The sequence below is a fragment of the Priestia sp. SRI_019 genome (assembly GCF_057586255.1).
This window is the reverse complement of the sequence record NZ_JBYCZN010000002.1, coordinates 677,355-702,303: the sequence shown is the minus strand read 5'-3', so window position 1 is coordinate 702,303 and position 24,949 is coordinate 677,355. Positions and strand designations below refer to the sequence as shown.

The following is a 24,949-nucleotide window of genomic DNA, read 5'->3' as shown; positions in this document are numbered from 1 at the left end:
GTATAATAGTAACAAGTATGAAAAGTTGACATTGTGAATTGATTAAAGGGGATTTAAAAATGAGTGAACTAAAAATAGATGATGTAGCGAAGCAAAGCGGTTTAACAAAACGTACAATTCGTTATTATGAACAAATCGGACTGATGCCAGCACCACCAAGAAGTGAAGGTGGATTTCGTCTGTACACCGAAGAACATGTAGAATTTTTAAAGAAAATTACGAATGCCAAAGAAGTCATGGGTTTTTCACTTCAAGAATTACAGGAATTTCTTGCTTTAAGTGATACTCTTGAAATACAAAAGATGGATTATAGGCAAGTGAAAGGAACAAGTCAACAAAAAGAAAAGTTAGAGCAAGTATTACATACGGTAGAAGAGCAGCTCAAGCTGATTGAACAGAAAAAGAAAAACATCTTAAAAGTAGAGTCTGACCTTCTGTCATTGAGAGATCGTGCTAAGACTGCAATTGTAAAATTTGAGCAGGAAGAATCATAAAAAGCAGGCGCATTCACCAGAAGAGTGCGTCTGCTTTTACGTTTTTTATAGGGCATTGATTTACGATTGTGAAGTGTTTTCTTCTAGCTGTACCCCTAAAAGAAGTAAAATAGCCTGTATCCCATCGGCTTTTCCACTGTGAAAGCTTCTTGTTTCAGCATCCAAAGCTTCATTTACAGATTCCATCATATTTGATTCGTACAAGTCTAAAATTAATTGTTTTCCTTCGGGACTCAAATGCAGCTGCCCGCGTTCCTTCATTTTAAACTTCAACTTCTTCAACTCCCTTTCCCATAATACTATCAGTATACAAAATTAATAACATTTACGTAAACGTTAATTTTTGTATATGGACAGAAGAACGTATTGAGTATAGGTACTAAGTGAGGTGAGAGATACTGATTACCCTTTGCTTGTTTTAATGTTTGTCAGCTTATAGCCGCAAGCTGAGCATGTATAGATAACGTTTTGATTGGACTGAGCAGTTAAAACGGTAGCAAGCTCTTTTTGAGAATGACAGTTAGGACAAATAACAACAGGGGATTTCATGTGATTTTCTCCTTTTCTTTTTCATAGTCAAATTTTATTTTATGTAAAGTTTAATCAAATATCCTATGTGCTATCAAAAACGACGGAAGACATGTAAAAAAGCATTCTCGCTCAAAAGAAACGGGAATGCTTAAGGTGAGTTTAAAATCCGTCCTGGCTTGCTGTAAATGGAATGTTAAGTCTTCTTTCTACATTGCGTAAGCGCTGATTTAATCTGTTTATACGATCAGTATGTCGCTCCACAACGCGATTTAAACGAGTAATTTCTCTGACTTGCTCCTCATTTTGTCTCTCAAGGGCACGAATTCTTCGTTCAAATCCTCCAAGGTTTTGAAGCTGCTGTCTTTCATCGTATTCTTCATGCTGTGGTACGTAAGGGGGATAGTATTGTTGAACTGAGTAATCAACTTGTTGAGGAATGTATCCAGGGTTGAAATAATAAGGATTCATTAGGGCACCGCTCCTTTTACATAGTAATTTCAAATCAAACACGATATAACGTATGCGAAGATAAGAAAAATGCTATAGGCACATACCTAAAGACATTCTGTATTTAAAAAAGAAAGTATTTTTAAAAGTCAAAAGGAGATAGCCGGTCTTGTCTTGAATATGCAAAATAGAAAAGCTTCTTTTTTAGACACTTTATTTAAGAAAGAGGGAAAGTGACTAATGGCTCAAGGAAAACAAAAACCAGCACCTAAAATAGAAGAATCAAAAGCTTCGCCTGCAAAGAAACAAAAGTCGAAGAGCCGCAGCGCTAAAAAAGCGCAGCCTCCTACATCGCCCTGGGTAAAAGCTGCTTCCATTGTATCTAACATTGATTTCATTCGTTTGTTTCGAGTGCTGTTTCTTGCTTTAGTGGTTGCTTTTATTGTGTATCAATATATTTTACTTACAAAGGGAATCTTCATCAAAACATATGCGGCCCTTTGGCATCATCACAAAATGCTCTTGCTGGCTGGAGCTGCATTCATTACCTATACTTCTTTCGTTTTTTACCTTGGTTACCGCACCGCTAAAAAACGGTAGAACTGCTCTAGGGGGCGAATAGCATCTATTCTTTGAGCAAACCTTATATGTATATCAACATAGAGGGGGGAAGAAACGTGGACAAGCAGCGAGCAAAACAAATTGCTGATTCACCCGTTATGGCTAACGTTACGTATAACGATACGGCCGTTTATATTCAACATGTAAGCGAAGAAAATGATACGGTAAGAATTTATCCGCTAGGTCAGCCAGAAAATGAACAAAATGTTTCCGTGAGCCAATTAGTAGAGAATTAAGGTGGATAAATAGAGCTGGTTTTTCAGTTAAATAAAAGCCAGAGAGTACAACATAGCTCTCTGGCTTTTATTTATTCTTCCCATTTCTTACTGCTGATTTTCTCAATAATTCCGTGCAAATCACCAGGCTTATGAAACTCAATGGGAGACGCGCCTTTTTCAAACAGAATCGATTCCGCTTCAATTATAGCCACGTAGCGTCCGTTCACTTTCGCTAAGTGAATATTTTCCCCGAAATCAGCTAACAGTCCTTTAATCTCTGTTTCGCCAAGCTTCATTTTAAGCTCAGCATCAGGCGTATGCTCGACGATATGAGCAGCAGCTTCCATGACTTGATGGGTATCTAAACGTTCTTGAAGCTCACGCTTTTCACTTGTTGCCCACAGTTCCATGTCCGATTCAAACTGTTCGAGTTCTACGCTTTCTGCTTCAAACGTTTCGCTGACGTGTTCACGCACCATATCCATCACTTGTGTTTTCATAATTTCAGGCATCGGCTCGTTGTAGTCAATGAATTTCAAAAAGTCTTCAAAGTAACGAGCGTGAGACGCTTGGTGGATGACGAGTTCACTTTCTTCGACCATGCCTTCTTCAGGCATGTATGGGTATTGAATGGATTTCATGTTTTTAGTAGTAATCGCCATTTCTACGTGACGAATAAGGGTTGATTCGTCTGAAATTGAAGCCACTTTTGGTTCGAAGTCACATTTTAAAATAAACACAAAAGCATGATCAAAATATTTTCTTGGAACAGCAGATACAACTAAAAATGCTCCTCCTCGAACGGCTGCAGTATCAAGGTATGCATTGATAAACTGTTCGCTATTTTCTTCAAATTCTTCTTTGGTTGTGGCAAAACGAGTGCGGTGAAATAAATTATAATTAGGGTTTGAGTCGAGAGCGTGTCCTGGTTCAACTATAAAATATCCGAGCTTTGTAGGCACTTGTTCTGCTTTGGGGTGTCGCTCTACTTTGCGCTTTACAATTTTTTTAAATTCACCGTCTAAAAAATCTTTAATGGGACTTTCTTCATATTCTTCTGTATCAAGCGTTTGAAAATGCTTATATTGTTTAGAAGCCTGTTCTTCTTTTCCTTCTACTTGTATTACGTAAAATGATAAAAAATTAATTTTAAAATCCATAGCAGTCACCTTGTTTCTTTTTAGTCAGTTACTCCAGTATAAGAAAGAGTCCGGTAAGCGTCAATGCCTGTTAGCTTTAGGGGAAGAAGATCTATTTATACAATTGATCAGCTGAGGAATAGTGTATAAAGTAAAGAATAAGAGAGGCAGGAGCCTCTCTTATTTATACTGCTCCAACCGTTCAAAAAAGGTTTTGACAAACTTATAAAAAATTTTATCAGAAGGTGCTAAATCACGATTTCGAGGAATAATCATCCCGACTGTACGCTGAAGCTGCGGCGTATGAATAGGAAGTTTAGTTGTAAAACGAGGAGTCGTTTCAGACACTGTGCTTTCGGGAAGAAGCGTGACGCCAATTCCTGCGGATACAAGACCTTTAATCGCATCTAAATCTTCTCCTTCAGATGAAATATTAGGCATGAATCCTGCTTGTTTGCAAGCGTCAAAGGCCATTTTATGTAAAATGAATCCTTTTGGAAATAGCACAAAATCTTCATTTCTTAAATCCCGCAGCCGAATGTTATCCCGTTCAGCGAGCGGATGATGAGAAGGAACAAGGGCTAAAAGATTTTCAGTGAATAGAATATGCCCTTCTATACTCTGGTCCTCTACAGGTACAGGGCCTAAAAAAGCGATATTAATATCTCTTTTTTTAACCGATTCAATTAAAAATTTATACGAACCTTGTCTAAGATGAAAAGCAACATTTGGGTGTTCTTCTTTAAAGGCTGATATAATAGTAGGAAGAAGGTGACTGGCAAGGCTTGTGGGAAATCCGATTTTAATCGTTCCTCTTTCGGGATCCAGGTATTCATCAATTTGTTCTTTCGCATAGTCAATAGCTTTCATAGCCGTCTCCGTATGCTCAAGAAAGACTTTTCCTATTGCTGTTAACTTGACATTTCTTCCTTCGCGTTTGAATAAACTAACACCTAGCTCAGACTCCAGGTTCGCGATTTGACGGCTGATCGCTGATTGAGCTACATGCAGATACTCTGCCGCCTCAGATACGTGTTCTCTTTTTGCAACTTCCATAAAATAGCGTAATTGACGCAGTTCCATAGGCATCCTCCATCTATATATATCAAAATTAGATTAGTTTTATCTAAATTATATATTGTTTATATTGATTTGAAAACTTACAATGTAAACAGGTGATCTTAAAAAGATAAAGAAAACGAACGGGGGAGAAGAAGATGACATACAATCAAATGCCAAAAGCTCAAGGTCTCTACCGTCCTGAGTTTGAGCACGATGCATGTGGAATCGGACTATACGCTCAATTGAAAGGCGTAGCGTCACATGATATCGTTAAAAAAGGACTAAATATGCTTTGCCAGCTTGACCATCGAGGCGGACAGGGAAGCGATCCGCTAACAGGAGATGGAGCTGGATTAATGGTACAAATTCCACACGCGTTCTTTAAAAAGACATGCGTTGAATTGAACTTGCCTGAAAAAGGTCGTTATGGAGTTGGAATGATCTTTTTCTCAAATAACGAAGACGAGCGTCGAGAAATCGAAGTTTATATTAATAAATTAATTGAAGAAGAGGGACAAACGTTACTAGGTTGGAGAACTGTACCTGTAAATGTCGGAAAAATCGGAAAAGTCGCAAAAGAAAGCTGTCCGTACGTACGACAAGTATTTATTGGGGCAAATGACGGTATTCAAGATGACTTAGCGTTTGAACGCAAGCTATATGTTATTCGTAAGCAAGCGGAAAATTGGGCGCAGGCGCGTCAAAATCGTTTTTATTTTACGAGTCTTTCAAGTAGAACAATTGTGTACAAAGGGTTATTAACGCCTGAGCAAGTTGATGCTTTTTATCTTGACCTACAAGATGAAGACTTTACTTCAGCGTTTGCTTTAGTGCATTCTCGCTTTAGCACAAACACGTTCCCAAGCTGGGAAAGAGCACATCCAAACCGTTATTTAATTCATAACGGTGAAATCAATACGCTTCGCGGCAATCAAAACTGGATGAGAGCACGTGAACAGCAGTTTGTTTCGGACGCATTTGGTAAGGATTTGCCGAAGGTTCTTCCAATTTTAGATGCTGAAGGAAGCGACTCATCCATGTTAGATAATGCGCTAGAGTTCTTTGTATTGGCCGGCCGTAAGCCAGCGCATGCAGCGATGATGCTTATTCCAGAACCTTGGTCTGAGAATCCGCACATGTCAAAAGAAAAACGTGCTTTCTATGAGTATCATAGCGCATTAATGGAGCCATGGGATGGTCCGACTGCTATTTCGTTTACGGATGGAAAACAAATCGGTGCTATTTTAGACCGTAACGGTTTACGTCCAGCTCGCTATTATGTTACAAAAGATGATTACATCATACTTTCATCAGAAGTAGGCGTCATTGATGTTGAAGATGAAAATGTATTATATAAAGATCGTTTAAGCCCAGGTAAAATGCTTCTAATCGATTTAGAGGAGGGCCGAATTATTTCAGACGAAGAAATTAAATCTGAAATGGCACAGGCTGAGCCTTATCAAGAGTGGTTAGATGAACAGCTGGTAACGTTGCCAGAAGTACAGGGAGAAAAATCTGAATACTTCGATGATTTGGTCATTCGCCAGAAGTCATTTGGCTACACGTATGAAGATATTCATAAATACTTAGTTCCAGTTATTACAGAAGGAAAAGATCCGCTTGGTTCAATGGGTAACGATACTCCATTAGCCGTGTTGTCTGATCGTCCTCAATCGCTGTTCAATTACTTTAAGCAGCTATTTGCTCAAGTAACGAATCCACCGATCGATGCTATTCGTGAACAGTTGGTTACATCGACAATGACATTGCTTGGTGCAGAAGGGAATTTACTGCATCCAACCAAAGAAAACATTCATCGAATTCAGCTTGAGACGCCGGTTTTAACAAACGATCAAACTGATCAGCTGAAGTCTGCCATTCATCCGGATTTCAAAAGTGCTGTTATATCTGCTGTATTTACAAATGATTTAAAAGCAGATCTTGATCGCGTATTTGCTGAAGCTGAAGCGGCAATTAACGCGGGTGCTAGCATTCTTGTTCTGACAGACCGTGAAGCGGGAGCTCAATCTGTAGCTATTCCAGCTTTATTAGCGGTCAGCGGGCTGCACCAGCACCTAGTGCGAAAAGGAAACCGTACAAAGGCGAGCATTGTAGTGGAAACGGGAGAAGCGCGTGAAGTGCACCATTTTGCAGCGCTGATTGGTTACGGCGCAGACGCAATTAATCCATATCTTACTTTTGCAACATATCAAAATGAAATTAACGCAGGTACGTTGAACGTATCGTATGATTATGCTGTTGAGAAATATGTAAAAGCCGTTACTGAAGGTGTCGTAAAAGTAATGTCTAAAATGGGTATTTCAACGGTGCAAAGTTATCGGGGCGCACAAATTTTTGAAGCAGTTGGAATCAGTGCAGAGGTTATCGAGCACTATTTTACAGGCACTGCCTCGCAGCTTGGCGGTATCGGTTTAGATGTTATTGCAAAAGAAGCAAAAACGCGTCATGACAATGCTTATGTTGAAACAATTGAGCAAACGTTAGAATCAGGAAGTGACTTCCAGTGGAGACACACGGGCGAGCATCATGCGTTTAATCCAAAAACAATTCACACGCTGCAGTGGGCTTGCCGTAAGGGAGATTACAGCTTATTTAAAAAATTCTCTGAATCGGCTAATGAAGAACGCATCGGTTTCTTGCGCAACCTGTTCTCGTTTAATGGATCGCGTTCATCTATCTCCATTGATGAAGTGGAATCAGTTGATTCGATTGTAAAACGTTTTAAATCAGGTGCTATGTCGTTTGGATCTTTAAGTCAAGAAGCTCATGAAACATTAGCGGTTGCGATGAACCGTTTAGGGGCACGCAGCAACAGTGGAGAAGGTGGCGAGCATCCTAGCCGCTACACTCTGGATGAGAATGGAGATAATCGCCGCAGTGCGATTAAACAAATCGCTTCTGGGCGTTTTGGGGTGAAAAGTCACTACCTTTTGAATGCCGATGAGCTTCAAATTAAAATGGCACAAGGTGCAAAACCTGGAGAAGGCGGTCAGCTTCCAGGAAACAAAGTATATCCATGGGTGGCAGATGTACGTGGATCAACGCCAGGAGTAGGCTTAATTTCACCTCCTCCACACCACGATATTTATTCGATTGAAGATTTAGCGCAGCTTATTCATGACTTGAAAAATATAAACCGTGATGCACGAATCAGCGTCAAGCTCGTTTCAAAAGCAGGTGTAGGAACGATTGCTGCCGGAGTAGCAAAAGGAGTAGCGGATGTTATTGTCATTAGCGGTTACGACGGAGGTACGGGAGCATCTCCAAAAACAAGTATTAAACATACTGGACTACCGTGGGAACTTGGCTTAGCAGAAGCTCATCAAACGCTTATGTTAAACGGTCTTCGTGAAAAAGTAGTGCTTGAAACAGACGGGAAATTAATGACGGGTAAAGATGTAGTCATGGCAGCACTTCTAGGAGCAGAAGAGTTTGGTTTTGCTACGGCACCTTTAATTGTTTTAGGATGTATCATGATGCGTGCGTGTCACTTAGATACATGCCCAGTTGGAGTGGCGACGCAAAATCCAGAGCTTCGTAAAAAGTTCCTGGGAGAAGCGGACCACATCGTTAACTATATGAAATTTGTTGCACAAGAAGTGCGCGAAATTATGGCTGAACTTGGATTTAAAACAGTGGATGAAATGGTTGGACGTACAGACGTATTAAGCGTTAGCGAACGTGCAAAAAATCACTGGAAGGCTCAGCACTTAGACTTAACAACTCTTTTATATCAAGCTGAAGGTGTACGTACCTTTAAAACACCTCAAAATCATAAAATTGACGAATCTCTTGATATGCAAAAGATTTTGCCTGCGGTACAGCAAGCAATCGAGCATAAGTATCAAGTCGAGTTAGAACTTCCAATTTCTAATATTAACCGTGTAGCTGGAACAATTGTGGGAAGTGAAGTTACAAAACGTTACGGTGAGAAAGGTCTGCCAGAAGATACGATTACTCTTCGATTCACTGGCTCAGCAGGACAAAGTTTTGGTGCGTTTGTTCCAAAAGGAATGTCTATGTATCTAACTGGAGATGCAAATGATTATATCGGAAAAGGTTTATCAGGAGGTAAAATCATTGTTGCTCCACCTAAGGAAACAACAGCTGTGTCAGGCGAGAATGTTATCGTTGGGAACGTTGCATTTTACGGTGCAACAAGCGGTGAAGCCTATGTTAGCGGGCTAGCAGGGGAACGTTTTGCAGTTCGTAACAGCGGTGTGAACGTAGTGGTTGAAGGAATTGGCGATCATGGCTGTGAATATATGACTGGCGGACGTGTTGTCGTATTAGGCGATGTAGGTAAAAACTTTGGTGCAGGAATGTCAGGCGGTATTGCTTACGTATTTGCTGATGATCAAGAAGCATTCAAAAACCTTTGCAATAAAGACATGATTGGGTTTGAGAGCTTAAAAGGCGAAGAAGCAGAAGAAGTAAAAGAGATGGTTTCAAATCATCTGAAATATACGAACAGTCATAAAGCAGCATTTGTTTTGGAAAATTGGGAACAATCACTTTCAAAATTTGTAAAAGTGATTCCGAATGATTATAAACGCATGATGAATCGCATTGAAGAGCAAAAAGCAGCTGGACTAACGGAAGAAGAAGCAGCTATGAGTGCGTTTGAGGAAAATGCAAAACAAGAAAAGAAAGCATCGGCAAAACAACAAGAAGCGGTAGCTCAGTAAGAAAGGGGAGAGTACGATGGGAAAACCAACAGGATTTATGGAAATCAAACGTGAAAAAGGGAAGGAACGTGACCCGTTAAAACGTTTAGGTGATTGGAAAGAGTATGCTGCTCCTTTATCTGATGAAGCGCTAAGCCGTCAAGGGGCACGATGTATGGATTGTGGCACACCTTTTTGCCACATGGGAATGGATATTAATGCTTTTACTTCTGGATGTCCAATCTATAACTTAATTCCAGAGTGGAATGATTTAGTTTATAAAGGACGCTGGAAAGAAGCTTTAGAGCGTTTAATGAAAACGAACAACTTCCCGGAGTTTACAGGACGCGTTTGTCCTGCTCCGTGTGAAGGTTCCTGTACGCTTGCTATTTCAGATCCAGCCGTTTCGATTAAGAATATCGAACGCGCTATTATTGATAAAGGCTTTGAGAATGGGTGGATTACTCCGCGAATTCCGGAGAAAAGAACAGGCAAAAAAATTGCTGTTATTGGCTCTGGGCCAGCAGGCTTAGCAAGCGCAGATCAGCTGAACCAAGCGGGTCATTCGGTAACGGTATATGAAAGAGCAGATCGTGCTGGCGGTTTATTAACATATGGAATCCCGAATATGAAGCTAGATAAAGAAGTAGTGGAAAGACGTGTTCGCTTATTGACGCAAGAAGGTATTGATTTTGTAACAAATACGGAAGTTGGAAAAGACATTACTGCTGAAGAATTAAAAGAACAATATGATGCTGTAATTTTGTGTACAGGAGCTCAGAAGCAAAGAGATCTAGTATTAGAAGGTCGTGAAGCAAAAGGAGTTCACTTTGCAATGGACTACTTAACAACTTCAACAAAAAGCCTTTTAGACTCTAACTTCAAAGATGGTCAATTTATTGATGCTGAAGGAAAAGACGTTATTGTTATTGGAGGCGGAGACACGGGAGCTGACTGTGTAGCTACTGCTCTTCGTCAAAAATGCCGCAGCGTTGTTCAGTTTGGTAAACATCCTCAGCTTCCTGCTGAGCGTACGGCAGATAATATGTGGCCTGAATATCCACATGTATTTAATCTTGAATATGCTTATGAAGAAGCACAGGCGAAATTTGGGGACGATCCACGTGAATATTCAATTCAAACGAAAAAAATCGTGGCAGATGAGCAAGGCAATCTAAAGGAACTTCATACGGTTCAAATGGAAAAAGTAAAAGGTGAAAATGGACAGTACATCTTTACCGAAATTCCAGGAACAGAAAAAGTATGGCCAGCTCAGCTTGTCTTTATTGCGATTGGGTTTGAAGGTCCAGAGCATCCGGTTCTATCAGCGTTTGGTGTTGAAACGAAAAATCGTCGCGTAGATGCAGCGTATGGAAATTACAAAACAAATGTTGAAGGTGTTTTTGCTGCTGGTGACGCTCGGCGTGGGCAAAGTTTAATCGTATGGGCTATTCATGAAGGTCGTGAAGTCGCTAAACAAGTTGATAGCCATCTAATGGGAGCAACTGTATTACCATAACAAAAAACCGTCACAATTGTGGCGGTTTTTTGTTTATCTAGGATTTGGAACTTCATTTCCTCTACGTAAATTCTCAAATGAAACGGTTAAAATCGTGTTGGTAATTCGAACTTGTGAAGCGGGGGAAACGCTGTATAAGTTAAAAAGTTCAAATATCCAGGGGTCACGTTTTTTTAACTGTCGCGCGGCTTTTTCAACGCGTTCGTTAATAGATCCGCTGTAATTGTTATAGTTATCATCAACAAATCTTACAATGGAACGAAATAAGTATTCTGTTAGTTTGCTATCCATCCCGCCTCGTTGAGCATCTCTGTAGATGGACTGATACTGGCGTTTTAAAATTTTCATCACTCTGTCTACATCGCGTGTAGATCTAACTTCCTCTTCTTCATGCAGGATATAAGAAAATAAGTCTTCATTGTATCTATAAGGTTCTAAATAATTTTCATTCGTAGTAGGAACCACTGGATGGTAATAGCGCGGCATATAGGGGTAAACCCATTGACTGTACATGAAACATTCACACCTTCCTCGTTCATTTCCCATTAGTTTATGCACGAGCGTGCTAGCTGCTGCATGTTTGTTTTAAATAAAATTTAGGAGTTTGATAATAGGACCACCCTCTAAATTCTTGATAAGTCGATATAAAATAAATGTAAATTGGTGTATTTAGCAAGTCGGGATAATGTTGAAAAAACGCTTGGTCTCCGTAAAACATTGCTTCTAAAGCAAGGGGGAGTTCACGACGGAAAATTTGATAACGAAGCTGAGCTTGCTCGCGGCTGAACTCGCCCCCGCTAACAAAAACTTCGCCTTGAATAACTGCTTGTCGGTCTGTTACGTGAAGAGCAGCCAGTACTTCATCACGCATATTTTTATCTATCGCCTTGTTGTTATATGAGCATCCGATGCTTAAAAAAAGCTGACCGGTTGTATCAGAATGAGTAAGAGTATATTTTCTTCCGGAAACCGGATAGGAGGAAGTAGCAGGGGGAATAAGAGTCGTAGAAAGTTTTGAAGAATTAAACGAACTCATAGTCATTTACACTCCTTTTTTTGAATAAATTTCAATATTATACGGCGCTATGGGCTCAGTTGTGATAAATGTCTACTTTCTTTCTATAAGAAAGGCGTTTTGATGTACTTTTTGAGAAAATGATGGTAATATTTAACTAAAATTATGCATGTATAGTCCCCAAGAGTTTCTTCAAAAGCAAATGTGAATGGAGGTCATCACTTGAATATCACAACGTTTGACGGTAAGTATGGAAACTGGCTAACGACTAAAAATCCTCTTCAATTTCAAGCAGCGACTGCCTATGGAAACATTGGGCTGGCTCCTATCTATTGGGGAACAAAAGAAGAAAAAAATGGATGGTATTACATGTATCAGCCTGAAGAAATAACGGGCGTTCAAGTAGAAGGTGAAGTTGATGGTGGTAAATTTCTCATTCGAATTCCCGATGATTGGAATGGAAAGTTAGTTATGTCAGGAGTCCCAGCTACCCGAGATGAGAAATCAACGGATTTACTATTCAGTGACTATGTGTTGGCAAAAGGGTTTGCGTTTGCTGCTTCTGATAAAGGAACTCAGGGAGAAGAAGTGAGTGATGATCCATTTGCTAAAGCAAAGAACGCTCTAGTCAAAGAAGAAGACTCTATTAGAAAATGGCATATTCAATACCGAGAAGTGACAAAAATCGCGCAGAGATTTTTGTTTGAAAATTATCGTCACAAACTTCAAAAAGAAGTGACAGAATATTTTGATATAAAAACGTATGCGTTAGGTATTTCTAACGGGGGTTATGTTGTTCGCTATGCTTTAGAAAACGACGGGAAAAATGGAGAGCCTCAGCTTTTTAATGGAGGCGTTGAATGGGAAGGGGTTATGTGGCGAGCTGATCACGATAACTTGATTACTTCCTTAACACCTGTTGTAAATCATGCCGAAGAAGCACTGTACACCGTAGGTGAATCGCAAAAAGAAGCTTTGCACCGTTTGTATCAAGCAGGGTTGCCAAAAGGATCTGAGTTTTTATGGCCATATCATGACCAGTATTATTGGTTTTTAACGCTTAATATATATAGAGATGAGTTTGACAGTCAAGCACCTGGAAGCATTCCATGGCAAAAATACTTGACTCTTTTTGAAAACGGAGTTAGAGATCGTTCGTTAGATTCTATTTTTGAAAAGTATGATTATCAAGAAAGACCGCAAGATGTAAAGCAAAGAGTTCGTGAAATTGAAAATACAGGTGATATTTCCGTTCCGTTGATAAGCATTACAGGGTCGTTAGATGCTCTTATTTTTCCGGATATTCATGCTTATCCTTATGAACAACTGGTAAAAGATTCTGGTAAGCAGCACCTTCATCGTCACTATGTAATTGAAAATGGCAACCACATTGATAGCTTAGTATGGAATCATCAAATTGACCCAGATCGAAAGCTTCAGCCTCTCCTGCCTTATGTGTATCAAGGATTTGAACTGCTATGTGATTGGGTGGAGAATTTTGAAGAACCTCCGAAAAATAAGAAAATAAGTGCGCCTTTCAAGGAAATGCATGTAAAAGATCTAAAAACAGAGGAAGACGTGCTGCCGTTGACTACAAAGAAAAGTATATCAACAGAAAAATAAATCGTTCAAAACCGTGCCGAAGGTGCGGTTTTTAATTTGGAAAAGCAATGTTAGAATAAAAACACCTTTGGTGCATGCAAAATATTATAGTGCGATAAGAACGGAATATACGTTATTTGTTATTTATTTTCATCTATTTAAAATAAAAATAATAAAAACATTGAACAAAACCGAACTTTTGTGTTAGATTAATAACTATAATTCGTACATTTATTAAATAGCTACAGTTGAAAGGAGCAAAAAACATCATGACAGCGAAAGTAATTAAAGGAAAAGAAGTAGCGCAAGAACTGCGCGCCGCATTAAAAGAAGAGGTAGCTCAATTAAAAACAAAAGGTATCGTTCCTGGTTTAACTGTGATTTTAGTAGGAGAAAATCCTGCTTCGCAATCATATGTAAAAGCAAAAGCAAAGGCTTGTGAAGAAATAGGTGTTGCATCTGAAATTATCAAACGTGACGTAACGATTACTGAAGAAGAGCTTTTAAACGAAATCCATCACTTGAATGGAAATCCATCTGTTCATGGTATTCTTATTCAACTTCCATTACCAAAACATATTGATGAAAAAGCAGTATTAAATGCTGTATCTCCTAAAAAAGATGTAGATGGCTTCCACCCAGTAAGCGTAGGGAATATGGTTATTGGCGATGAGTGCTATTTACCATGTACACCACACGGCATCGTTGAGTTAATTAAACGTTCAGGTGAAGAAATTTCAGGTAAACATGCGGTAGTAATTGGCCGAAGCAATATTGTTGGTAAACCAGTATCCATGCTGTTACTTCAAGAAAGTGCAACGGTAACAATTGCTCACTCTCGCACAAAAGATTTATCTGCTTTAACAAAACAAGCTGATATTCTTGTGTCAGCTGTAGGACAACCTAGACTTATTAAAGCAGATGATATTAAGCCGGGTGCGATTGTAATTGATGTAGGTAACACAATGGAAAATGGTAAACTCGTTGGTGATGTTGATTACGAAGCGGCTTTAGAAGTTGCAGGTTATATCACACCAGTACCAGGCGGAGTTGGCCCGATGACCATCACAATGTTATTAAAAAATACGGTAGACGCTGCTAAAACAATTAACAACGTAAAATAACAAGAAGTAAAAAAGAGGCTGAGACAAAGGTATTTTCGTTGAAGGAAGATCCGAACGAGTTTGATTCTTGATTGAGAATCAAACTTGTTCGGATTTTTTCATTGATAAAGTTAACATAGGTTTCATGTATGAGTGTGCTTCTAGCTGGTGATTGGAGGGCAAGCCGAAGACTTCCGTGGAAATCAATAGCGGTGTTACAAGCAATCCATACTAGAGCATTTATCCAGTTTGTTCGTCTTTAGGTTGGATTGATTTCGCTATGTCTGAATCTTTCTTTGCTTCAGTAATGGAATGGAGGCTAAAAGAATAGAATGTAACAACCTGTATACAAAGAGGAGGAAGCGATGGTTACGTTACCTGCAACCGTATATTCTCAACAAATGGTGAAGAAAAAGTTAAACGTTTATTATCCAGTTGTACATTTGACTAATCAAGCTGTTCAGCACACCATGAACAGTAAAATTTTGCAGCGCACGAATGAATTAATTCGTCAGCAAGGATATGGAGAAAATCCGGATACAGAAGAAACGGGTTATTATGAGTTGAAAACGAACGAGCGAAATGTGCTCAGCTTAACACTTGTCAATTTTGCTTATTCCGGGGGAGCGCATGGTTTGACCGTGGTCGTTCCGTTAACGTTTAATGTGCTGACTGGAAAAACGTATCAACTCAAAGATCTATTTAAAAAAGACAGTAATTACGTGAGCATTCTTTCTAAAATAGTAGGAGAGCAAATAAAAGAGCGCGATATTATGGTTCTTGGAGAGTATAAAGGAATTAAACCAGATCAAGATTTTTATATCGCCGATAAATCACTTGTGCTCTTTTATCAGCTGTATGACCTGGCTCCTTACGCATATGGAATTCCTTACTTTCCAATTTCTATCTACGCTATTCAAGATATTATTGAAGATGAAAGTCCACTTGGACAAATGTTTGGATAAAGTTATAAAAAATTGCGGTGCGGCCGTACGTATCTTTTTAATTCGGCCGCTAACTGCTGACGAAGCGAACGAACGCTAATCGCTTCAGCAATATCTTTTGCTACAGGGAATACCCCGATTTTAGTGATATGAACACGAAGATAACCCTCATACAAGCATCCCCGCTCCGCATGCTTGATTTTGGTGCGTACCACAGCTTCTATTTTATCGTTTTCATTTTGCAAAGGGTAAGAATCTGTGATATGAAAACGAAAAGAATATTCCTCCATCACCATCATCCTTTTTTCTATGATATGTACTAGCATACTATACAAATAGTGAATCAGAAAAAATAAATGTGTCAAAAAGACAAAGCGCAAAGCAATCAAGGAAGCAGTTTCTTGCATGTAATGGTCCTTATTTGTGAACGATAACAGAAAAAGACAAGAAGCTGGAGTTGCGATGATAAAAATAGCATTCAAAGGATTACTTATTATTTTATCTTTATATATTCTGTACGTGGTTATAGCGGCGGTGGTTCTCTTTTATGTACCTTTAAAAACAGGAGAGGGAACGACCTCAATTAAACCGGCTAGCTTTTTTGGTCACAGGGAGTCTACGGACCGAGTGAGACTTCTTGAAGATGGTTATGAGGCAGGAAGAGTTCGTATTCAAATGATTCAAGAAGCTGAGAAATCGATTGATATTGCTTATTACTCAATAGGAAAAGGAGAGTCAACTGATTTAATTATGGCCGCTCTTTTTAAAGCAGCTGATCGAGGCGTCCATACTCGCGTTCTTTTAGATGGGATAGCTAACGGCTTACGAGGAAATCGAAGAGGCGTGCTCTATGCATTAGCTTCACATCCTAATATTAAAGTGAAGTATTACGAACCGCTTCAATTGTTTAAACCTTGGGCGTGGCAAAATCGTATGCATGACAAAATAATGATTGTAGACGGTAGACTAGGTATAATAGGAGGACGGAATATAGGGGACAAATATTTGGCTAAAAAGCCTCCTCCAGACTTCGTCTATGATCGTGATGTCTTTATTACAAACAGCAAACATAAACAAGATAGCGTCATCACTCAAATGCAAAATTATATAAATGAATTATGGGCTCATCCTTACACTAAAAAAGCTTTTTATCATCTCACGCAGTACCAGGTCGATCAGGGAAAGAGGATGAAAGCTTTGCTGCTGCAGCAATATGATAAAGCTAAGCAAGTAGGAGAAACGTTTGCGACGCCTAAGATTAATTGGAATACTTCCACCGTTCCTACAAAGCGTGTTTCTTTTATTCATAATCCAATTGAACGCTTTAATAAACGACCTTTTATGTGGAAAACGTTTATTAATTTGGCAGAAGCAGCTAACCGCTCTGTTCTTATTCAAAGTCCTTATGTGGTGCCAACCAATGCGATGAGAAAGTATATAGCAATGAAAAAGAATCCAGCTGTTCAATGGACGCTACTCACAAATTCAGTTACATCTACGCCCAATGTGTTGGCTTTTTCCGGGTATATAAGTATGCGTGATACGATTGTGAAAACAGGTGTAAAGCTTTACGAATACCAAGGACCTTATTCGATTCATGCAAAGTCTGTGATTTATGATCAAAGACTCAGTGCCGTAGGCTCTTTTAATTTAGATTCCCGTTCTACATTTTTGAATAATGAATCCATGGTCCTTATCGATAGTCAAGAATTTGCAAAAAAGCTGACGATGGCGATGGAAAACAAAATGGATAAAAGTGTCCTTGTTGCTAACCATAAGCGATGGATTAAATCTCCTGACATCCAAAAGAAAGAAGAACCTGTTATGAAGCGGACCTTCCTATACGCCCTTGCAAAAGTGACAAGGTTTTTTAAGGAATTTATTTAAACAACCGGCAGTAGAACAAAAAGCACTCAATGGTATATCCATTGGGTGCTTTTTGTTACATATCTTATAAATAAATGCATAAACAAACTTATCACATAACGTAAATTATCCTCTTTTATTTATTGGGAAAACTAGGTAGTATAAACATAATAAACAAAAAGGAGGAAGACACGTGGAAACCCCCGTTTTAATGAAACCAGATGCAGCTTATAAAAAGGCTTATATGAGCTTTTATCATGAATGGAAAGCAAGTGGAGAAAAAATGATTCCGTGGGTAATTGATAAAGAACCTGCTTACTTTGAAAAAATGGTTCAAGAGTTGTTAGATGCAGAAAAAGGAATCGGATTAAAAAAAGGATATGTACCCGATTCCACCTACTGGCTAATGCATCACGAAGAAGTAATAGGCGTAGTTAATATCCGCCATGAGCTAAGTGAAATACTGCGAAACAGCGGAGGACATATAGGTTATGGTATTCGGCCGAGCGAAAGACAAAAAGGATATGCGAAGCTGCTACTGAAGTTATCTCTTCAAGAGATTAAAAAGCTGGGAGTTCAACGGGCATTAGTTGTGTGTGATGATTGGAACACGGCTTCTCGTCGAACTATTGTGGCAAACGGTGGTATACAAGACGAGGATTATATAGAAGAGGACGGAACTGTTGTTCAACGCTTTTGGATTCATACGGATAAAATGGCATAAGAAAGAGGTGAATTTTTCAATTCTCCTCTTTTATGCTTAGTCATATTGTTTTAAAGCTAACTTCAGCCGCATATAGGTATACATGGCGTATGCCTGTCTTCCTTTTAAACTGTACGGATTTGCTTTGGAGCAAAGACAGTCAAGAAATTGCTCATCACATGAGCGGCATGATCCATAATCTTCATAGCATAAATCATGGTATTTGCAGCAGCAGTCTACATCGTTTACCGGACATCCGGGACCACTGCATCCGGGACCACACCATTTATAGCCGGGAAAGAGGCAGGGCGTGGCTTTCCATTTGTTCGGAACAGACATAATCATACATCCTTTTCAATAGTCTCTTTACATTAAATGCAAAAAAGAGAAAAGAGACAGGGACAAACACCTTGTAGCAGCAGCCTAATTTTCATGAATTTCTATTTAATCGATAAATGCGTCATTCATCCGCATTAATAGTTTGCCAAACAGCTCCTTTTCTTCATTTGACCATTCCTTTAACATACTATGATAGCGTTCAAGGCGCATTTGTTTATCAGTTTCCAGCATTTGTTTTCCGCCTGGTGTGATGTCAAATAGGCTGACGCGTCCATCCGAAGGATCAGAAGAGCGAGAAATAAGCTTTTTATTTTCTAAAGCAGCTGCTTGTCTAGACAGAGTTGAAATGTCGAGTTTAAATGCTTCTGCCAGCTCTTTTACACGAGCTGGTCCAAATTCATCTAATTGCCGCAATAATAAATAAGCTGATCTTTCTAGATTTCCTATTTTATTTTCAGAATTATCAAGATAGACGGCTCGTCTAATAAAGGTAGTAAGTTCATATTCAATCAATTCAATTGAATTTTTTTCTTGCATTATAATCTCTCCTTACAAAATCATTCATTGACAAAGAAATATATACTTGTATAATACAAATGTATATATAGTTGTATAGTACAAGTAAAAGTAGGTAAAGTAAAGGATGTTTATATAGTTAAATGTTAGACAACATGACAAAATAAAGAGAGGAGGACAGCTGTTCTTTATCTATAGGACAGCGACCTATAATGAAAGTGATACGAATCATTTTACAAATTGCGATTCTTTATGCTTTTTCTATGATTGGCGAAGCTGTTCACCACATGCTTCACCTGCCTATTCCAGGTAGTATTATAGGCTTAATTTTAATGCTCATTTGCTTAACCTGCAAAGTTGTTCCCATCAAAGTGATTGAAGACGGAGCAAGCTTCTTGTTATCTTTTTTACCTTTATTATTTATACCAGCTATGGCGGGAGTGATGAATTATCCTTCGCTTCTTTCAAGCAGCGGAGCGATTTTGTTTTTAATTATTGTGCTTAGTACAATCATTACGATGGCCGCCGCGGGGGCTGCCAGTCAACTTTTAGAAAAGAAAGCGAACAAACGAAAGGAGAAACAACAGTGCAAGAATTCTTTATCGCGCTCTTTATAATTATAGCTACAGTTGCTCTGTATCTAGTCATGGCAAAACTATACGTACGGTTCTCCTACCCAATCCTTATTCCAGTTTTAACTACAACCGTATTCGTTATTCTTCTTTTGCTTGCTTTTCATATTTCCTATGACGAGTATATGATTGGAGGCAAATGGATTAATTCACTTCTGGGGCCAGCGGTTGTTGCATTAGCGTATCCACTGTATAAACAGCGTGAGATGCTAGTAAAATACAGCATTCCTATTATTGGAGGAGTGTTTGTAGGATTATTTGCAGGCATGATTAGCGGACTTGTGTTCGCTGAAGTATTCGGCATTGACCGAAGCCTGATTTTATCCATTGTTCCTAAGTCTATTACCACTCCCGTTGCAATTCAAATTGCCACAGGACTAGGAGGGGTTCCATCCATGACTGTGGTATTTGTTATGATTGCAGGCTTTTCGGGAGTAATTCTTGGACCTTTACTTTTAAAGTGGATTCGTATTAAAAGTTCTTTAGGAAAAGGAATTGCACTAGGCAGCGCTTCTCATGCCCTAGGAACTTCTAAAGCATTTGAATACGGTGAACTAACGGTATCGATGAGTTCAGTATCAATGACGTTAAGCGCTGTACTGGGCTCGGTTTTTGGGCCGATTGTTGTCTGGCTATTCCAAGTGTAAAGTGAGATAAGTAAATACAGAAAACAATCCTGTTTGCGTTCAAACAGGATTGTTTTCTATGTCAAATTACGAATTTTATTCGCAGCAAACTTTCAGTTGTGCGGCTCTTACTCTGGTACTATAATAAAAAGAAAGAAAATTCATAAAATAACCGCTTTTTTGTTATTTTTAGGAAGGCTAGTCAATTGTCGGTTGGGTAAGTAGGCTTAGTCAAGGTTATATACGCAGTAAAAATAGCAGAAAAGAGGAGCTGAGCGTATTTTATGAAAGAGGAACTCGTGTATATAGGAAAAAAGATTCTTGAACATAAATATAGCTTGTCAGAAAAATTAGCCCAACGTTTAGATTCTACACATACGCTAAGTATAGAGGAATTAAAAGAAAAGAAAATTTTGAAGTGGCGAGTGTCAATTATGGAGTACTTTGGAAGAGCGCTATTTGAAGAACAAGAGGATGTACTTAAACTTGTTAAAGAATGGGCACTAGAAACGGGAAAATATGCGGTAGAAAAAAATATTCCTTTAGAAAAAGCACTGGGTACCTTACCAATCTATCGCAGCGTTATTTGGGATGTATTTACACGAGAACTAGAGGAGCATCAGTTTGCTGCAATTACCATGCTGCATGTCAGTGAACGAATTGATCCGCTTTTAGATACGGTAACATGTGTTTTTGGTCAAATTTATGATGAGCATAATCGATATATGATGAATTTAGCTTACACGTCACTAGAAGAACTGTCAGTTCCGCTCGTACCTGTCACAAAAGGTATCGCTATTATGCCGATTATTGGAGAAATTGATACTCATCGCTCGCAAGTTATTATGGAAACTTGCTTGAAAAAAGGGACAAGCCTTCAATTATCCTATCTTATTTTGGATATTTCAGGTGTCGTGATTATTGATACAATGGTAGCAGACAATCTGTTCAAAATTCATCGATCTCTCAAATTAGTAGGAGTGGAAGCTATTGTAACAGGGATACGACCGGAAATTGCCCAAACGGTAGTGAAACTGGGAATTGATTTTAATCAAATTAAAACAGAAGCAAATTTAGAAGCAGCGCTTTTAAAAATTGGGTTTAGACGTCCTGAAGAACATAGCCGCGCGCATGTGTCATCACGGCGCATAAAATGACCGGTTATGAACATGCAATGGAGATATTCTTTCTTCTAAACGTCGGTATGAAATATGGATTTCAGCAGATAGAAAGTAAGCGCATAGTAAAAAAGCGGATGTTAATCAACATCTGCTTTTTTACTTAATAAATGCCATATGCCATGGTAGAACAAAAGCATAAACGAGGAAGTATACCACTATTGAATAGATAAAAAACCAGCCGTTTAAATGCATATAGCCACTTTTAATCATTCCGTATTCTATAAGTAGTGAACCAGCGCAAAAGAGAAGTGATAAAACCCATTTATTTTTAGCTGTTAGGTAAGTTAAAAATAAAATGGAAAGGGAAGGTGGAATAAATGTATAGCTTAGAATATCTCCAAGTCCTGTAACTTTTGGATCTCCCAAATCAATCATGTTAAAAACACGCGTAATGATAACATCACAAAGCCATCCGACAAATCCAACTATGCAAAACGTGATATAAAAATCTCGCCAAGTTAGCTGTCGTTTAAATAAAACAAGGGCAAGAATAAATAAACATAAACTAACGGTAATCGGAAACCACAAACCATGTGCAGATAAGTCTAAATGCTGAATTGCTTGTTCCAACATTTTTCACCTCAAAAGGAAGAGTTAGTGTTGAAGTTAGCCTATGTCATGGAAAGTATTTTATACATTTTCTACGCGTTGCGTGTATATTCTTCTCGCAAGATTGAATATAACTTTAAGTCTTGATGAGCTCCCTTAATAAACATGGCTTTTCGAATCGTTCCTTCATAAGACATACCGATTTTTTTCATTACTTTCTCAGATGCAGCATTTTCAACAAAGCACCTCGCCTGAATGCGGACTAAATCCATTTCTTCAAATCCAAACGCAATTACTTTTTCAGCTGCTTCCGTTACAAATCCCTTATTCCAATATTCTTCAGAAATCGCATAGCCAATTTCCGCAATGCGATGAGTAGGGTTCCAAGTGACAAAGTCAATGGTGCCAATACATTTTTTTAAGGCTTTGATTTCCATAGCCCAAGGAGAAATGGATTGGTTGCTGTACTGCTTTAAAACGAAGGAAACAAACTCTTTTGTATCTTGAAGCTTTCGGTGCTTTTCCCAATTTACATATCTGCTTACCTTTTCATTGGAGGCATATTCAAACATGTCACGCACATCTTTTTTGGTAACTTTCCGCAAGCGGAGTCTTTCTGTTTCTAGTGTGGGTAAATTTCCGTATATATCTTTTACTTGAATCATAAAGTTGTCTCCTTTCTCAGCAAGAAGTGGATGAAGTGTTGATAATAATGTTTCATAGAAGCGGCAGCATTCCAAGAATATGCTTTCTATTTCATGTGCTTGATTCTTTAATTGTAAAATATTTCATTGGTGAGCGTAAGAGGTCAAATCGGTTTTTAAAAAATAAAAAATTATTTTTCCTGTTCATAATCAGTTCACATATGCTTGTTAGACTAAAGTCAGAAATTACGAAGGAGTGAAATGAAACACATGAACAGTGAAGTGAAAGAAGAACGAACTTCAAATAAAAAAAGAATAGACTTATTTTTAGTTCCCATTGTTTTAATTGCAGCGTTTTTGAACTTATTTAAAATTTGGACAGATGAATACGCCAACGCTTATTACACGGCAGCTGTCAAAAGTATGCTTCAAAGTTTTCATAATTTCTTTTATGCATCTTTTGATCCAGGAGGCTATGTAACGATTGATAAGCCGCCGGTTGTATTTTGGATTCAGACAATTAGTGCCAAAATATTTGGATTTCACGGATGGAGCGTCATTCTACCGCAAGCATTAGCAGGCATCGGTTCAGTCCTTTTACTATACGTACTCGTAAAACGTACGTTTGGCGTATGGGCTGGGAGATTTGCTGCTCTTGCCATGGCTCTTACGCCAATTGTACCTGCGGTAAGCCGAACAAATAATATCGATAGTATGCTTGTATTTACATTACTAGTAGCAACGTGGATGTTATTTCGTGCTGTGCGTACGGCTAAATTTGGCTGGGTGTTAGCAGCTTTTGCGATGATTGGTGTTGCATTTAATATGAAAATGCTTCAAGCATACATGGTTTTACCAGCATTTTATGTTTTCTATGTAGTGGCAACCAAAATCACTTGGAAAAAGAAAATTGCTTTTTTAACAACAGCGACTGCACTAATGCTCGCCGTTTCTGTCTCATGGGCAGTTGTAGTGGATTCAACTTCTGCTGATAAGCGACCTTATATGGGAAGCAGTCAAACAAATTCAGTTCTAGAGCTTGCTTTCGGATATAACGGTATTAATCGTTTAACTGGAAATACAAGCGTGACGGGAAGCAGTCATAAACAGCCTGCTCAAACTGAGCAGCAAACAGCAAGCAGTGAAACAAAACAAACTAGTAATTCAAGTGCTGATTCTTCACAAAGCTCAAATCAAAGAAAGAGCAGCTCTTCTCAAAAGATGCAGGCTCCAGGTGGAGGGAATCAAAACGGAATGTTCAACACGGGGAATCCTGGTCCATTCCGACTATTTCAAAAAGGGTTATCAGATCAAATCAGCTGGTTATTACCATTTGTAATCTTTTCAATCGTGGGTTTATTTGCCGGAGTAAAATTTAAAGGCCCTTACACGACAAAACAAAAAGAAAGTTTATTTTGGTTAGCGTGGCTGCTACCAGTAGCTGTCTTCTTTAGTATCGCAGGATTTTTCCATCAGTATTATTTAATTATGCTGGCACCTCCAATCGCTGCATTTGCCGGAGCGGGAGCAGTAGCTTTATGGAGCATGTACAAACAGCATAATGGTTGGAAATCATGTCTGCTGCCAGGTGGTGTTTTAACAACAGCAGCACTTCAAGTATATATTATGTCTCCTTATGTCAGCTCAATCGGCGTAGCGCCAATTGCAGGTGTAGGAGCACTGGGCGTCATTTTAGCTCTTGTTTTAGCTGTTCGTAAACAGCGTAAAAATTCGTTGACGAACTACCTAGGAGCCGCAGCGATGGTTGTCTTACTTGCGATGCCGGCGTACTGGGCGATGACACCAATTATTTATGGTGGAAATAGCATGCTTCCATCAGCAGGTCCTGATTCTTCAAGCGGTATGGGAGGACCTCCAAGCACAGCTACAAATAGCAAACAGTCTGGCTTTAACGGCATGCAGCCTCCAGGAAGCTCTAGCGGCAATTCATCATCGAACAATCAAATGCAGCCGCCAAGCGGTTCATCGAACGGCGGTCAAATGCCGGGCGGTTCGTCCAATAATGGTCAAATGCAAATGCCAGGCGGTTCATCTAATAATAGTCAAATGCCAAATAGCTCTTCAAGCAAATCATCATCTTCAAAACGAAAAAGTGGAGGGATGAACGCAGAAGTAAACCAAAAGCTACTAAACTATTTAACAAAAAATAATACAGGTGAAAAATATTTATTTGCCACAACGGATTCAACTTCAGCTGCGCCTTACATTATCAAAACGGGCAAGCCAGTAATGGCAATGGGTGGATTTAGCGGTTCAGATCCAATTTTAACGGTAAGTAAATTAAAAGCCATAATTAAAAAAGGTGAAGTGAAATATTTCTACTTGTCTGGAATGGGCAAGGGAGGTCAATCTGACGTTATCACGTGGATTAAAGAAAATAGTAAGGAGATTCCTTCTTCCAAATGGCAGTCTACTTCATCAAGTGCTCAGCAAGGGCCATCTGGAAACGGAACATTATACGAAATAACGCTTAAATAAGGAGGGCATGA

General features: G+C 38.9%; 26 protein-coding genes. 14 read left to right on the top strand and 12 right to left on the bottom strand.

Translation table 11 applies throughout. The annotated features are described in order from the left end of the window. The first annotated feature begins 59 nt into the window (after positions 1-59). Positions 60-494: a MerR family transcriptional regulator gene (locus tag AC2YJL_RS13890; RefSeq protein WP_013056794.1), complete on the top strand. Its 435-nt coding sequence runs from the start codon at positions 60-62 to the stop codon at positions 492-494. A gap of 60 nt (positions 495-554) precedes the next feature. Here the strand turns inward: AC2YJL_RS13890 and AC2YJL_RS13885 are convergent, their stop codons facing one another. From AC2YJL_RS13885 to AC2YJL_RS13875, 3 genes are all read right to left on the bottom strand, one after another. Further along, entirely contained in the window at positions 555-767 is a 213-nt protein-coding gene (locus tag AC2YJL_RS13885; RefSeq protein ID WP_013056795.1) for a hypothetical protein, read from the bottom strand. 129 nt (positions 768-896) lie between these two features. Beyond that, complete coding sequence (locus AC2YJL_RS13880) at positions 897-1,043, bottom strand: hypothetical protein (protein WP_013056796.1); 147 nt, start codon at positions 1,041-1,043, stop codon at positions 897-899. Positions 1,044-1,184: 141 nt separating this feature from the next. Next, a complete protein-coding gene (locus tag AC2YJL_RS13875) occupies positions 1,185-1,493 on the bottom strand; it encodes a flagellar hook-associated protein FlgK (RefSeq protein ID WP_013056797.1) in 309 nt (102 codons plus the stop codon). A 219-nt stretch (positions 1,494-1,712) separates the two neighbouring features. Here AC2YJL_RS13875 and AC2YJL_RS13870 point away from each other — a divergent pair, with 219 nt between their 5' ends. Continuing rightward, a complete protein-coding gene (locus tag AC2YJL_RS13870) occupies positions 1,713-2,072 on the top strand; it encodes a hypothetical protein (RefSeq protein WP_195694262.1) in 360 nt (119 codons plus the stop codon). Between the two features lie 77 nt (positions 2,073-2,149). Then, a complete protein-coding gene (locus AC2YJL_RS13865; protein ID WP_013056799.1) occupies positions 2,150-2,329 on the top strand; it encodes an H-type small acid-soluble spore protein in 180 nt (59 codons plus the stop codon). A gap of 71 nt (positions 2,330-2,400) precedes the next feature. Here the strand turns inward: AC2YJL_RS13865 and AC2YJL_RS13860 are convergent, their stop codons facing one another. Beyond that, positions 2,401-3,471, bottom strand: a complete 1,071-nt coding sequence (locus tag AC2YJL_RS13860; protein ID WP_230932506.1) for a DUF3900 domain-containing protein — start codon at positions 3,469-3,471, stop codon at positions 2,401-2,403. A 159-nt stretch (positions 3,472-3,630) separates the two neighbouring features. Continuing rightward, positions 3,631-4,533, bottom strand: a complete 903-nt coding sequence (gltC, locus tag AC2YJL_RS13855; RefSeq protein ID WP_013056801.1) for a glutamate biosynthesis transcriptional regulator GltC — start codon at positions 4,531-4,533, stop codon at positions 3,631-3,633. Between the two features lie 134 nt (positions 4,534-4,667). On the opposite strand from gltC, the gene gltB reads away from it, so the two are divergent. Beyond that, entirely contained in the window at positions 4,668-9,221 is a 4,554-nt protein-coding gene (gltB, locus tag AC2YJL_RS13850) for a glutamate synthase large subunit (protein ID WP_251567990.1), read from the top strand. A 16-nt stretch (positions 9,222-9,237) separates the two neighbouring features. After that, entirely contained in the window at positions 9,238-10,719 is a 1,482-nt protein-coding gene (gene gltD / locus AC2YJL_RS13845; RefSeq protein WP_013082931.1) for a glutamate synthase small subunit, read from the top strand. 33 nt (positions 10,720-10,752) lie between these two features. On the opposite strand, the gene AC2YJL_RS13840 is transcribed toward gltD, so the two are convergent. Further along, positions 10,753-11,232 (bottom strand): hypothetical protein, encoded by a 480-nt coding sequence (locus AC2YJL_RS13840; RefSeq protein ID WP_016763905.1) that lies wholly within the window; start codon positions 11,230-11,232, stop codon positions 10,753-10,755. 52 nt (positions 11,233-11,284) lie between these two features. Beyond that, positions 11,285-11,755 (bottom strand): staygreen family protein, encoded by a 471-nt coding sequence (locus tag AC2YJL_RS13835; protein WP_028408724.1) that lies wholly within the window; start codon positions 11,753-11,755, stop codon positions 11,285-11,287. 201 nt (positions 11,756-11,956) lie between these two features. Here AC2YJL_RS13835 and AC2YJL_RS13830 point away from each other — a divergent pair, with 201 nt between their 5' ends. The 3 genes from AC2YJL_RS13830 (at position 11,957) to AC2YJL_RS13820 (ending at position 15,404) form a co-directional block, all read left to right on the top strand. Continuing rightward, positions 11,957-13,357: an alpha/beta hydrolase gene (locus tag AC2YJL_RS13830; protein WP_251567992.1), complete on the top strand. Its 1,401-nt coding sequence runs from the start codon at positions 11,957-11,959 to the stop codon at positions 13,355-13,357. Between the two features lie 248 nt (positions 13,358-13,605). Next, positions 13,606-14,460, top strand: a complete 855-nt coding sequence (folD, locus tag AC2YJL_RS13825) for a bifunctional methylenetetrahydrofolate dehydrogenase/methenyltetrahydrofolate cyclohydrolase FolD (protein ID WP_028408722.1) — start codon at positions 13,606-13,608, stop codon at positions 14,458-14,460. Between the two features lie 344 nt (positions 14,461-14,804). Further along, positions 14,805-15,404, top strand: coding sequence for a DUF3298 and DUF4163 domain-containing protein (locus AC2YJL_RS13820; RefSeq protein WP_251567994.1), 600 nt, complete (start codon positions 14,805-14,807; stop codon positions 15,402-15,404). A 2-nt stretch (positions 15,405-15,406) separates the two neighbouring features. On the opposite strand, the gene AC2YJL_RS13815 is transcribed toward AC2YJL_RS13820, so the two are convergent. Further along, positions 15,407-15,673: a hypothetical protein gene (locus AC2YJL_RS13815; protein WP_014460351.1), complete on the bottom strand. Its 267-nt coding sequence runs from the start codon at positions 15,671-15,673 to the stop codon at positions 15,407-15,409. Between the two features lie 172 nt (positions 15,674-15,845). Here AC2YJL_RS13815 and AC2YJL_RS13810 point away from each other — a divergent pair, with 172 nt between their 5' ends. Next, complete coding sequence (locus AC2YJL_RS13810; protein WP_195697060.1) at positions 15,846-17,270, top strand: phospholipase D-like domain-containing protein; 1,425 nt, start codon at positions 15,846-15,848, stop codon at positions 17,268-17,270. A 190-nt stretch (positions 17,271-17,460) separates the two neighbouring features. Continuing rightward, positions 17,461-17,973 carry a GNAT family N-acetyltransferase gene (locus tag AC2YJL_RS13805; RefSeq protein ID WP_251568356.1) on the top strand — a complete coding sequence of 171 codons (513 nt, stop codon included), beginning with the start codon at positions 17,461-17,463 and terminating at the stop codon, positions 17,971-17,973. A 36-nt stretch (positions 17,974-18,009) separates the two neighbouring features. On the opposite strand, the gene AC2YJL_RS13800 is transcribed toward AC2YJL_RS13805, so the two are convergent. Both AC2YJL_RS13800 and AC2YJL_RS13795 read right to left on the bottom strand, forming a co-directional pair. Continuing rightward, positions 18,010-18,291: a phospholipase gene (locus AC2YJL_RS13800; RefSeq protein ID WP_244658333.1), complete on the bottom strand. Its 282-nt coding sequence runs from the start codon at positions 18,289-18,291 to the stop codon at positions 18,010-18,012. Between the two features lie 105 nt (positions 18,292-18,396). Then, positions 18,397-18,828: a MarR family winged helix-turn-helix transcriptional regulator gene (locus AC2YJL_RS13795; protein WP_195694250.1), complete on the bottom strand. Its 432-nt coding sequence runs from the start codon at positions 18,826-18,828 to the stop codon at positions 18,397-18,399. A 191-nt stretch (positions 18,829-19,019) separates the two neighbouring features. Between AC2YJL_RS13795 and AC2YJL_RS13790 the strand changes: the two genes are divergently transcribed. From AC2YJL_RS13790 to AC2YJL_RS13780, 3 genes are all read left to right on the top strand, one after another. Further along, the gene (locus AC2YJL_RS13790; protein WP_043982144.1) at positions 19,020-19,424 is read left to right on the top strand and encodes a CidA/LrgA family protein; all 405 of its coding nucleotides are present in this window, start codon (positions 19,020-19,022) and stop codon (positions 19,422-19,424) included. Then, on the top strand, positions 19,394-20,086 hold the full coding sequence (locus AC2YJL_RS13785; RefSeq protein ID WP_230932510.1) for an LrgB family protein: 693 nt from the start codon (positions 19,394-19,396) through the stop codon (positions 20,084-20,086). Before AC2YJL_RS13790 ends, AC2YJL_RS13785 begins: the two co-directional genes overlap by 31 nt. A gap of 263 nt (positions 20,087-20,349) precedes the next feature. Then, positions 20,350-21,222 (top strand): STAS domain-containing protein, encoded by an 873-nt coding sequence (locus AC2YJL_RS13780; protein WP_195694246.1) that lies wholly within the window; start codon positions 20,350-20,352, stop codon positions 21,220-21,222. 120 nt (positions 21,223-21,342) lie between these two features. Here AC2YJL_RS13780 and AC2YJL_RS13775 read toward each other — a convergent pair whose 3' ends face one another. After that, the gene (locus AC2YJL_RS13775; protein ID WP_230932511.1) at positions 21,343-21,819 is read right to left on the bottom strand and encodes a hypothetical protein; all 477 of its coding nucleotides are present in this window, start codon (positions 21,817-21,819) and stop codon (positions 21,343-21,345) included. Positions 21,820-21,887: 68 nt separating this feature from the next. Then, positions 21,888-22,460, bottom strand: a complete 573-nt coding sequence (locus tag AC2YJL_RS13770) for a GNAT family N-acetyltransferase (RefSeq protein ID WP_013082944.1) — start codon at positions 22,458-22,460, stop codon at positions 21,888-21,890. A 240-nt stretch (positions 22,461-22,700) separates the two neighbouring features. On the opposite strand from AC2YJL_RS13770, the gene AC2YJL_RS13765 reads away from it, so the two are divergent. Then, entirely contained in the window at positions 22,701-24,938 is a 2,238-nt protein-coding gene (locus AC2YJL_RS13765) for an ArnT family glycosyltransferase (protein WP_230932513.1), read from the top strand. Positions 24,939-24,949 lie beyond the last annotated feature (11 nt).

Coding starts and splice junctions, on each gene's coding strand:
- AC2YJL_RS13800 (WP_244658333.1), bottom strand. CDS start 18,291: ATGTCTGTTCCGAACAAATGGAAAGCCACGCCCTGCCTCTTTCCCGGC.
- AC2YJL_RS13860 (WP_230932506.1), bottom strand. CDS start 3,471: ATGGATTTTAAAATTAATTTTTTATCATTTTACGTAATACAAGTAGAA.
- AC2YJL_RS13810 (WP_195697060.1), top strand. CDS start 15,846: ATGATAAAAATAGCATTCAAAGGATTACTTATTATTTTATCTTTATAT.
- gltD (WP_013082931.1), top strand. CDS start 9,238: ATGGGAAAACCAACAGGATTTATGGAAATCAAACGTGAAAAAGGGAAG.
- gltC (WP_013056801.1), bottom strand. CDS start 4,533: ATGGAACTGCGTCAATTACGCTATTTTATGGAAGTTGCAAAAAGAGAA.
- AC2YJL_RS13795 (WP_195694250.1), bottom strand. CDS start 18,828: ATGCAAGAAAAAAATTCAATTGAATTGATTGAATATGAACTTACTACC.
- AC2YJL_RS13840 (WP_016763905.1), bottom strand. CDS start 11,232: ATGTACAGTCAATGGGTTTACCCCTATATGCCGCGCTATTACCATCCA.
- AC2YJL_RS13880 (WP_013056796.1), bottom strand. CDS start 1,043: ATGAAATCCCCTGTTGTTATTTGTCCTAACTGTCATTCTCAAAAAGAG.
- AC2YJL_RS13875 (WP_013056797.1), bottom strand. CDS start 1,493: ATGAATCCTTATTATTTCAACCCTGGATACATTCCTCAACAAGTTGAT.
- AC2YJL_RS13770 (WP_013082944.1), bottom strand. CDS start 22,460: ATGATTCAAGTAAAAGATATATACGGAAATTTACCCACACTAGAAACA.
- AC2YJL_RS13890 (WP_013056794.1), top strand. CDS start 60: ATGAGTGAACTAAAAATAGATGATGTAGCGAAGCAAAGCGGTTTAACA.
- AC2YJL_RS13765 (WP_230932513.1), top strand. CDS start 22,701: ATGAAACACATGAACAGTGAAGTGAAAGAAGAACGAACTTCAAATAAA.
- AC2YJL_RS13835 (WP_028408724.1), bottom strand. CDS start 11,755: ATGAGTTCGTTTAATTCTTCAAAACTTTCTACGACTCTTATTCCCCCT.
- AC2YJL_RS13775 (WP_230932511.1), bottom strand. CDS start 21,819: ATGTTGGAACAAGCAATTCAGCATTTAGACTTATCTGCACATGGTTTG.
- AC2YJL_RS13790 (WP_043982144.1), top strand. CDS start 19,020: ATGAAAGTGATACGAATCATTTTACAAATTGCGATTCTTTATGCTTTT.
- AC2YJL_RS13805 (WP_251568356.1), top strand. CDS start 17,461: ATGAAACCAGATGCAGCTTATAAAAAGGCTTATATGAGCTTTTATCAT.
- AC2YJL_RS13820 (WP_251567994.1), top strand. CDS start 14,805: ATGGTTACGTTACCTGCAACCGTATATTCTCAACAAATGGTGAAGAAA.
- AC2YJL_RS13815 (WP_014460351.1), bottom strand. CDS start 15,673: ATGGAGGAATATTCTTTTCGTTTTCATATCACAGATTCTTACCCTTTG.
- AC2YJL_RS13870 (WP_195694262.1), top strand. CDS start 1,713: ATGGCTCAAGGAAAACAAAAACCAGCACCTAAAATAGAAGAATCAAAA.
- AC2YJL_RS13780 (WP_195694246.1), top strand. CDS start 20,350: ATGAAAGAGGAACTCGTGTATATAGGAAAAAAGATTCTTGAACATAAA.
- folD (WP_028408722.1), top strand. CDS start 13,606: ATGACAGCGAAAGTAATTAAAGGAAAAGAAGTAGCGCAAGAACTGCGC.
- gltB (WP_251567990.1), top strand. CDS start 4,668: ATGACATACAATCAAATGCCAAAAGCTCAAGGTCTCTACCGTCCTGAG.